At 37.3% G+C, this 10,196-nt stretch carries 10 protein-coding genes and 1 pseudogene; 5 read left to right on the plus strand and 6 right to left on the minus strand.

All coding sequences use genetic code 11. The features are described from left to right. Positions 1 to 20: 20 nt before the first annotated feature. Positions 21 to 1,040, minus strand: a complete 1,020-nt coding sequence (locus BAU23_RS27240; protein ID WP_071735594.1) for a hypothetical protein — start codon at positions 1,038 to 1,040, stop codon at positions 21 to 23. 72 nt (positions 1,041 to 1,112) lie between these two features. Here BAU23_RS27240 and BAU23_RS27245 point away from each other — a divergent pair. Beyond that, positions 1,113 to 1,718, plus strand: a pseudogene (locus BAU23_RS27245) (site-specific integrase); the annotation flags it as partial. A gap of 125 nt (positions 1,719 to 1,843) precedes the next feature. Here the strand turns inward: BAU23_RS27245 and glnA are convergent. The 4 genes from glnA to hflX all read right to left on the minus strand — a co-directional run bounded on the left by glnA (position 1,844) and on the right by hflX (position 6,331). Continuing rightward, on the minus strand, positions 1,844 to 3,178 hold the full coding sequence (gene glnA / locus BAU23_RS27250; RefSeq protein ID WP_000135324.1) for a type I glutamate--ammonia ligase: 1,335 nt from the start codon (positions 3,176 to 3,178) through the stop codon (positions 1,844 to 1,846). Positions 3,179 to 3,226: 48 nt separating this feature from the next. Next, positions 3,227 to 3,616: a transcriptional repressor GlnR gene (gene glnR / locus BAU23_RS27255; protein ID WP_000656784.1), complete on the minus strand. Its 390-nt coding sequence runs from the start codon at positions 3,614 to 3,616 to the stop codon at positions 3,227 to 3,229. Positions 3,617 to 3,792: 176 nt separating this feature from the next. Further along, entirely contained in the window at positions 3,793 to 5,064 is a 1,272-nt protein-coding gene (locus BAU23_RS27260; protein ID WP_000460295.1) for a methionine gamma-lyase family protein, read from the minus strand. Then, complete coding sequence (hflX, locus tag BAU23_RS27265; RefSeq protein WP_016130103.1) at positions 5,057 to 6,331, minus strand: GTPase HflX; 1,275 nt, start codon at positions 6,329 to 6,331, stop codon at positions 5,057 to 5,059. Before hflX ends, BAU23_RS27260 begins: the two co-directional genes overlap by 8 nt. A gap of 92 nt (positions 6,332 to 6,423) precedes the next feature. Here hflX and BAU23_RS27270 point away from each other — a divergent pair, with 92 nt between their 5' ends. Beyond that, positions 6,424 to 7,047: a trimeric intracellular cation channel family protein gene (locus tag BAU23_RS27270; RefSeq protein WP_000312275.1), complete on the plus strand. Its 624-nt coding sequence runs from the start codon at positions 6,424 to 6,426 to the stop codon at positions 7,045 to 7,047. A gap of 99 nt (positions 7,048 to 7,146) precedes the next feature. Continuing rightward, a complete protein-coding gene (locus tag BAU23_RS30365) occupies positions 7,147 to 7,284 on the plus strand; it encodes a hypothetical protein (protein WP_000181489.1) in 138 nt (45 codons plus the stop codon). Between the two features lie 32 nt (positions 7,285 to 7,316). On the opposite strand, the gene spoVK is transcribed toward BAU23_RS30365, so the two are convergent. Next, a complete protein-coding gene (gene spoVK, locus BAU23_RS27280) occupies positions 7,317 to 8,273 on the minus strand; it encodes a stage V sporulation protein K (protein WP_000438192.1) in 957 nt (318 codons plus the stop codon). 263 nt (positions 8,274 to 8,536) lie between these two features. Here spoVK and BAU23_RS27285 point away from each other — a divergent pair, with 263 nt between their 5' ends. Both BAU23_RS27285 and BAU23_RS29550 read left to right on the plus strand, forming a co-directional pair. Next, a complete protein-coding gene (locus BAU23_RS27285) occupies positions 8,537 to 9,502 on the plus strand; it encodes a tyrosine-type recombinase/integrase (protein ID WP_000450323.1) in 966 nt (321 codons plus the stop codon). 113 nt (positions 9,503 to 9,615) lie between these two features. After that, positions 9,616 to 10,196, plus strand: a 581-nt coding sequence (locus BAU23_RS29550; RefSeq protein WP_131802520.1) for a collagen-like protein, incomplete at its 3' end; no start/stop codon positions are given.

Genomic DNA, 10,196 nt, shown 5'->3' on the forward strand with positions numbered 1-10,196 from the left:
TGTTTTATCGTTGAGCCCTGCTATGTAATCTGTTGTGTATGTGTCCCTACAGTAGAACTAAGAGAGGAAACTGTAGAGACAGTCCCATCAAGTGTCTGTTTTATCTCGTTAGTACGACTATTTAAGTCGTTAAATTGGTAATTACCTGAGAAGTCTACTGTAGAGCGATTCCACCCAGTAGCTACCGTTCCTAGCTCTACTTGTGGCATCCTGTAATAGATGTCCCCATTATGAAATAGTGCTAAGCGGAATCCTACTTGTATAATACCTGCTGTAGTAGGTCTGAACGTTCTAACTATACGTGTCCAGTTCCCTGCTTGTAGGCTAGTTTGCTCTGCTGTAGTCAATGAAACATCTTGGTATTGCACCCGTGTACCTGCATTGTCAAAATACTCCATGATATAAGCATTTTTAACCTTAAATGCTGACCAATTCGCTGAAGGTACATACATCCATACACTCCATGTGTAGTCCTTATTGCGTGCTACTGGTAACTTATTAGAGTAAAGACTGACAATACTATTCGGGTCAGTATCAGCTAAGTTTGTACGGTTAAAGCGTGCTACTGCTCCTCTCGGCTCATCTGCCCACGGATTTTGGAAGATTAAAGTAGTAGTATTGAAGCCTGACCACCCATCAGGAAATCCATTTGTAGGACGTTGTAACATATCTGAGTTGTAAACCAAGTTAGCTCCTGCAATACCTGAAGCGTCAATACTTGTCAGTTTCATAGAGTTTTCATCTGTGGTTTGCTTGACAGTATTATTCTTCTTCAGGATTTTTACTGAAGACATTCCCCAAGGCGTTGCAAGTAATCCACGCTCTAGCTTAAGCTGTCTAATCCATAGTGACTTAGTATTTGCTTCAGCCACTCTAGGAAATCTACTACGTACCATGATTCCTTTCATATTTGCTTTTACTTTGAAAGTATGCTCTACACGTTTCCAACCTGTATTAGTGTGCGTTTTAACCTCTGCTTCAGACCAACTAGTCCCGTCATGTTGGAATATAAGCGTTTGTCCTCCTGCTACATTCTGCATTAACTCTAATGAAAGCGTAAGTGTCTCATTCGGTAAAATACCGTGTGTAGCAGTTATCAGAGAGCCCCCGACTTGGTAAAGACATCTTATCAATACAACTATATTTATTACATCTTTTTCAAGGCGCTTCTGAATACTGGTATGCGTAAAGGTGAAGCTGCTGCTTTACAATGGAAAGACATAAATTTAAAAGAACATACTATTACTATTTCTAAAACATTGGATTTTACGGCTAAAACAAAAGAAGAATTATTCGGAGATACAAAAACATTTACTTCTAAACGTACTATCATGATTCCTAAATCATTAGTTGATGAGCTACTCGAACATAAAAAGTGGCAAAATGCTAATAAGCTTGTTTTACAAGATGCATATGAACATGAATTAGATTTGGTCTTTTCAAGAGTAGATGGAAATTTCTTGCCGAAGTCAACATTGTTCAATGCATTCTCACGCATACTTAAGAAAGCAAATTTACCTAGACTAGAAATACACTCATTACGACACACCCACGCGGTTCTTTTATTAGAGTCTGGTGCAAGTATGAAATACATTCAAGATCGACTAGGACATAAGAGTATAGAAATCACTGCTAACGTTTACTCTCATATTAGCGATAAAATTAATAAAGATTCCATTTCGGGGTTTGAAGCTTATATGAATAACGTATTGGGGTAAGTTTGATTTTTTTGTGGGTGTTTTGTGGGTGTTTTGTGGGTGGATTACTCTTCTTTAAAATAAAAATGTTTTACCCACAAAATAAAAAAACCCTCAACACGTTGTGTGTCAAGGGTTTGAGCCTCTTAGTATAGAGACATATATTGATCGCGTTCCCATTGGTGAACTTGCGTTCTAAAGATATCCCACTCAATCTCTTTCGCTTCGATAAAGTGCTCAAGTAAATGATCACCTAATGCACCGCATACGATTTCATTAGATTGTAAAGTAACTAACGCTTGCGCTAATGTTGCTGGTAAGTCAACGATACCTGCTTCTTCGCGCTCTTCTTTTGTCATTACGTAGATGTTACGGTCTACTGCAGCTGGTGGAGTTAATTTGTTTTTAATTCCATCAAGACCTGCTGCTAATAATGTAGCCATTACTAAATATGGGTTTGCAGCTGGGTCAACACTACGTACTTCTACGCGTGTACTAATACCACGAGATGCAGGGATACGTACTAATGGGCTACGGTTTTGTGCAGACCATGCTACGTAACAAGGAGCTTCGTATCCAGGTACTAAACGCTTGTAAGAGTTTACAGTTGGGTTTGCTACCGCTGTAAATGCTGGTGCGTGTTTTAAAATACCTGCGATGAAGTGACGAGCATCATCACTTAATTGTAAATCACCGTTTTGATCGAAGAATACGTTCTCACCATTTTTGAATAGCGATAAGTTACAGTGCATACCTGAACCGTTCACACCGTATAATGGTTTTGGCATAAATGTTGCGTGTAAACCGTGTTTACGAGCAATTGTTTTTACAACAAGTTTGAATGTTTGAATATCATCACATGAGCGAATTGCACTTGCATATTTAAAGTCAATTTCGTGTTGCCCTGGAGCAACCTCATGGTGAGACGCTTCAATTTCAAAGCCCATCTCTTCTAGTTCAAGTACGATATCACGACGACAGTTTTCCCCTAGATCCATCGGCGCAAGGTCGAAGTATCCACCGTTATCGTTTAATTCTAATGTTGGATTTCCTTTTTCATCTACTTTAAATAGGAAGAATTCTGGCTCTGGTCCAAGATTGAAATCTGAGAATCCTAAAGCTTCCATTTCTTTTAACACACGTTTTAAGTTGTTACGTGGGTCTCCATCAAATGGAGTGCCATCCGCATTGTAAATGTCACAAATTAGACGAGCAACTTTACCTTTTTCAGCTGTCCAAGGGAAAATTACCCAAGTATCTAAGTCAGGATATAAATACATATCAGATTCTTCAATACGTACGAAACCTTCAATCGAAGATCCATCAAACATCATTTTGTTATCAAGAGCTTTCGTTAATTGTCTCACTGGAATCTCTACGTTTTTAATTACTCCTAAAAGGTCTGTAAATTGTAAACGGACATACTTTACATTCTCTTCTTCCGCCAAACGGAAAATATCTTCTTTTGTGTACCTAGCCATTATAAATTCCTCCTTAGTCCCTCTAAACACCTTCAGAATCAGTTATCTTTAGTGAAAAAACCTTGAAATGTCACCTTGTCGCAATGAAGTTCGATTAAATCTACCTGTATGTTGTAGTTCATCTCGAAGTATTTTGCGAAGCTCAGTTTTTGAAATTTCTTTCGTTTCTTCTTTTACTTTCACTGTTTCTGTTTGATTTTCTTTCATTAGTAACACTTGTTTAATACCAGCCATATTCAAGCCTTGATCTAATAAATCTTTAATCTCTAACAACTTATCTACATCGTTAAATGAAAATAACCTACGATTCCCCTTTGTACGGGTTGGAGAAACAAGATTATGCTCTTCATAGTAGCGAATTTGACGTGCAGATAATTGTGTTAAATCCATAACAATACCAATAGGAAACAGCGGGGCAGAACGTCTATCTTCTTTCATTGTTTCAGTTCCTCCTTCGCCTTAACTGCTTCTCATTTTATACCATGTTATGTTTAGTGTCAATAGATGTTAGATTTTCTTACATGATTTTTTTGTAAATTTTTTCATTCTTTTTTCTAATGAAATAAATCATTACTTTCACAAGAAAAAAGCTGTCGAAATCGACAGCTTCCCCCTTAAGAAATTGTTAATAATTCTTTTTCAATTAATGCATCAATTGCAGAACAAATCGCAATCTTCACATGTGAATAAGTTAACCCACCTTGCACGTAAGCAACATAAGGCGGACGAATTGGACCATCAGCTGACAATTCAATACTTGCACCTTGAATAAACGTTCCCGCAGCCATAATTACATCATCTTCATAACCCGGCATATAGTTGGCATATGGAGTGAAGTGAGAATTAATCGGAGATGCATATTGAATTGCTTGGCAGAATGCAATCATACGATCTTTATCATCAAATTGAACAGACTGAATTAAATCTGTTCTTGGTGCATTCCATGCTGGTGATGTATTCATCCCTAACTTTTCTAAAAATGCAGCTGTAAAAATCGCACCTTTTAGCGCTTGTCCCGCTACATGCGGCGCTAAGAAGAAACCTTGATACATTTCTTGCAAACTGTATAAAGATGCCCCTGCTTCCGCACCGATTCCTGGAGATGTTAAACGATATGCACACGCTTCAACATACTGCTCTTTACCAACAATGTAACCACCAGTTTTAACAATTCCACCGCCAGGGTTCTTAATAAGCGAACCTGCCATTAAATCTGCACCAACATGACATGGCTCTTGCTCTTCAATAAACTCGCCATAACAGTTATCTACAAATACAACAACATCAGGTTTAATCTCTTTCACAAACGCAATCATCTCTTTAATTTGTGAAACAGTAAATGACGGACGAGTAGCATAACCTTTCGAGCGCTGAATACCAATCATCTTCGTATTACTATGAATTGTGGCTGCAACAGCTTCAAAATCAACAAGCCCCTCTTCAGTAAGCGGAACTGCATTATAGCCAATATTATATTCTTTAAATGAACCTACACCTTTTCCGCGCACACCAACGATTTCTTCTAACGTATCATACGGTTTCCCCGTTATGTATAGTAACTCATCTCCCGGACGTAAAATACCAAATAAAGCTGTTGAAATCGCGTGAGTTCCTGAAATGATTTGCGGGCGAACAAGACCAGCTTCCGCTCCAAATACATCAGCATACACTTTCTCTAACGTGTCACGACCAATATCATCGTAACCATAACCTGTCGTCGGAATAAAATGCGAATCGCTAATTTTATGTTTACGAAAACTTTCTAATACACGAAACTGATTACTTTCAATTACTTCATCCGCACGTTTATGTACTTCTGTAATTTGACTCTCTACTTCTTTTACGATTGGAGCAATTTTTTCTCCATTTTTCAAACGATCAAACATTTTTATTTTCTCCTTCTTCCACTAAAAATCTCTTTAATTGCCCATTAAGCGATGAATGAGCAAATATATACCCTGTACAATCATATACAAATTTATTTTCCAAAAACTCCATCTTTGTTAACAGTGTTTCTGTCTTTAATAGCGTTAACAACTTACCTTCACTCGGAGGAATTTCCACTTGATAACGATCCATTTCTTCCTTCATCTGTTTTTCTATCGCTTCTTTTATATGTAATAAGTCACTTTCTTCAAAAGCACTAGTCATTAAGAAGTCACTTTTCGGAAATGGAATGAAATTTTGATGCAACTTATCTTTTTTATTATAAAGCGTAATAATAGGAATATGATTAATCTCAAGGTCTGACAATAATTCCTTTACCGTTTGTTCATGCCCTACGTAATTAGGGTCTGCCGAATCAACAACATGTAAAATAACATCCGCTTCACCAGCTTCTTCTAACGTAGATCGAAAAGCAGCGATTAGTGACGTAGGTAGATCTTGTATAAAACCAACCGTATCCGTCAAAAGCACGGTATAACCAGAAGGTAACGGCATTTTCCTTGTTGTTGGATCTAGCGTTGCAAACAATAAGTTTTCTTCAAACGTATCAGCTTCCGTTAATCTATTAAACAACGTAGATTTCCCTGCATTTGTATACCCAATTAACGCAACTTGAAACACTTTATTATCTTTTCTTCTCTCACGATATCTTTTTCGATGCTCCACAACAACCGCAAGTTGTCTCTTTATTTCATCAATACGAGATCGAATATGACGACGATCTGTCTCAAGCTTCGTCTCTCCTGGTCCCCTTGTACCAATTCCACCACCAAGACGTGATAAAGCAAGACCTTGTCCCATAAGGCGCGGCATTGTATATTGCAACTGAGCTAACTCTACTTGAAGCTTACCCTCTCTCGATTTCGCACGTTGCGCAAAAATATCTAATATTAGTTGCGTTCGGTCAATTACTCTTGCATCTAACACTGAAGATAGATTCCGAATTTGACTCGGTGTTAACTCGTTATTAAATATAATAACAGCTGGTTCTAATTCTTCAGTTAAAGCTGCAAGCTCTTCTAATTTACCTTTCCCAATATAAGTCGCCGGATGGAACTTCGGACGTTTTTGCGTCGTTGATACTAACACTTCCGCTCGAGCAGTCTTCGCTAGCGATGCAAGTTCTTTCATGGAATGCATAAATTTTTCATCATCATCTTGCGACAATTGACAGCCAACTAATATGACTTTTTCTTTTTCTTCCATCAAATATGTTCACTCATCCTTTTCGAAATTTAAACCTTCTAATATAATAGCAGAGGAAGCATATTTCATCTAGTTAGCGGGGGAGAAAATTCATGGCATGGGAGATTTTTAGCATCATAGGCACAATCGCATTCGCACTAAGCGGAGCCATTGTCGCAATGGAAGAAGATTATGATATTTTCGGGGTATATATTTTAGGAATGGCAACCGCATTTGGGGGAGGTGCCCTTCGTAATTTATTGATTGGTTATCCAATCGTCGCATTTTGGCAACAAGACATGCTATTCCAAATCGCACTTTTATCAATGACGATTATTTTTCTTTTTCCAAATAGATTAATTAGACATTGGAAAAAGTGGGAAAACATCACAGACGCCATTGGCTTATCAGCATTCGCCGTACAAGGAGCACTATATGCTCAAAAACTAGATTTGCCAATTAGCGCTACAATCGTAGCTGCAGTTTTAACCGGCATCGGCGGTGGTATTATTCGTGATCTTTTAGCTCGCAGAAAACCTCTTGTCCTTCGAGCTGAAGTATATGCGTTTTGGACAATTTTAGCAGGTTTCTTAATTGGCGCTAAAATTATCGTTAGCGATTGGGCTCTATACACCTTATTCATTTTAATTGTTTGCTTCCGCATGATTTCTATTCATTACAAATGGCATTTACCGCATAGACGTATCGATACAAATGAACGTTCAATGCACAAATAGCACTCTAACCTCTTTACATATCGTAAAGAGGTTTTTCTTTTCTAACGAGTTTTTCTTCACATAATGTTTATACTAATTTTTAAAGTGAGGTGAATACAAATGACAAACCACGTTAATAAAGGTGCTCAAAAAAGCTCAGTAGACCAAATTGAACACGATCCTAATTCAGCACACGAAAAAAGTGCTAAAATGGAGCGCTTCCATAAATCTTACCAAGAAAAAGCAAAAAAAGATTAAACACACTTATACACCAAAAACAGACGCACAGTTTACGTACTGTGCGTCTCCTCTTCAAGCATCAAATCCATACTTGTTATCCCAATCAAATCATATTTATCATACGTATCCTCTTGTAACAATCGCATAGCTTGTGTGCGAATTGATTTTTCAACAATATTCCGTACGTATCGCCCATTACTAAACGATGTAATTTGTGACGAATACTTTACCGCGTGTAAATGATCTCTAAATTTCCACTCTGCTTCTTTCGACAACTGATATTCACGCTCTTCATACATTCTCTTCCCAATTTCCAACAACTGATTTACCGAGTAATCCGCAAATTCAATAATAAATGGAAAACGAGATTGTAATCCTGGATTTAATGAAAGAAAATGATTCATCTCTCTTGAATATCCAGCTAAAATTAATACAAAACCGTGTTGCTTATCTTCCATATGCTTCACAAGCGTATCGATAGCTTCCTTCCCAAAATCCTTCTCTCCACCCCTCGCTAATGAATACGCCTCATCAATAAATAAAATCCCTCCCATAGCCTTCTTTATTAAATCCCTTGTCTTTTGTGCCGTATGACCGATGTACTCACCTACAAGATCAGCACGTTCAGCTTCAACTAAATGCCCTTTCGATAAAATATTCATCTCAAACAACAATTTCCCTATCATTCTAGCAACGGTTGTCTTCCCAGTACCGGGATTACCCCTAAATAACATGTGAAGCACTTGCTTCTCAGACTTCAACCCCACCTCTTGCCTTTTTTTATTCACAAAAATCCAGGCATAAATTTCTTTTATTATCTTTTTTATATCATCCATCCCAACAAGTTTTCCCATCTCTTCTTCAATTCTCTGCAACATCTCATGTTTAGTAGTGGTTTCACTTGAAATTACGGCTTTATTTTCTGATGCCGGTAACGAAATTTTTTTTCGATGGTTTAATACAATATTAATTTGATTGTTATTTTTCTTACGCATCGATTGTTCCATACAATCACCTCATTTTATCCCGCATGAACGGGCAGTAAGACTCCCACCTCAAAATTCAGCAAATGCGAGGAAGTTAGACGGGAGATAACTGCCCGTAAATGCCCGATTGGTTCAACTAATAATCAGGGGGGATGAACAAAAACCCCACTGATTAAAGTTTCACTTTATCCACTCACCAAATATTATTATTCCTGTCTCCTTTACAAATGACTATTTTCAGAAAAGTTTGCTATAATATAAGAAATAATGAAGGTGGTGGGACTATGGAGACAACGGAATTCCATGATACAATACAAGCCTTTTCTATTTTTTTATTGAATAAAGGCCGAAAGCCTTCAACCATTAAACGTTATGTTTATGACATTGAAGATTTCGGACATTGGTTAGAAAAAAACCAAAAGCTCCCTTCCAGTAATATATGGGCAACACTTTGTACAAAAGACTATGAAGATTACTTTTCCGACTTAAAAAAGAATCGACACTACTCAGAAAAAACGATGCATCGTGTATTTATTGTTCTAAATAGAATGCATCATTTTCTAAATATCCCCAACCCATTAAAGAATATGGAAATCACTATTCAACCAGACCGTGCATTGCGCGATGAAGATTTCATTTCATCCGATGAAGAAAAAAGATTAAAGCATATAGTCACTTCATTAGAAGGACTTTCAGAAAAACAACGTCCTGTTCGTCCGTTATTAATGGATCGTAATATCTCTATTTTAAGTCTATTAATCGACTACGGACTATCCTTACAGGAACTCACAGCACTAACTATGCATCACGTTCATTTCGAAACTAATACACTTTCTATTCCAGCAACCGCAGGAGTAGAAAGATCAATCACATTAACAACCGAAGATAAAAAGCAACTGTACACATATTATAAAAGTATTCCAGAACCAGTTCGCCCTAAATACCATAGTAACGATCCATTGTTTGTTGCATTCGATTTTAACCGAGGAACATACAGATGGGTATATGAAATCGACGCACCAAAAACATTAACGGAAATCGCTATCCAAAAAATGATTCGACTTGAAGTAGCAAGAGCGAATTTACGTAAAGGCATTTCTGGACAACATTTCCGGAACACGTTTATTTTACGTCTAATAAAAAAACAAACCCCAGAGCCAGAGATCATAAAATTAGTTGGCTTCAAATCAAAGATTTCACTAAAACGATTTTATCAATACGCTGAAAATAAAAAAAACGTCCTATTATAAGGCGTTTTTTTTTATTTTTTTCGAAACAATCAATTTCACTATGACCATTTAACTATTCTCTGCATCTACTATGATGAGTTGCGTTCACATTCTCATTAGAAAGGAGAGATTTAATGTCTCGCTTTAACGACAATCAAAATAAATACTCCAATCCATGCTTTCCAACTAGTGCCGGACGAATTCCAACTACCCCAACGATTCCAATTACTAAAGCACAAATTAGAAAATTCCGCGCAATCATTAACGATTTAATAAAAATAATCCCTAAACTTTTCGCCAATCCATCCCCAAAAAACATAGAAGATCTAATAGATACATTGCACCTACTAAGCAAATTCATTTGTTCACTAGACGCTACTTCTGCTCTGAAAGCACAAGGATTCGCCATTATCAAAAACTTAATAACTATATTAACAAATCCGACCTTCGTAGCAAGTGCCGTATTTGTTGAACTTCAAATTTTAATTAATTATTTACTTTACATTACAAAGTTATTCCGAATTGATTCTTGTACACTCCAAGAACTCCTTAAATTAATTGCAGAGTTACAAACTACTCTAGTTAATTCAGCTTCGTTCGGCAGAGGACCTACTGGACCTACTGGACCTCAAGGTAATACGGGCATGACTGGTGCTACCGGACCTAGAGGTAACACCGGCGCTACTGGTGCTACCGGACCTAGAGGTAACACTGG

This window comes from Bacillus nitratireducens, assembly GCF_001884135.1.
GTDB lineage: Bacteria > Bacillota > Bacilli > Bacillales > Bacillaceae_G > Bacillus_A > Bacillus_A nitratireducens.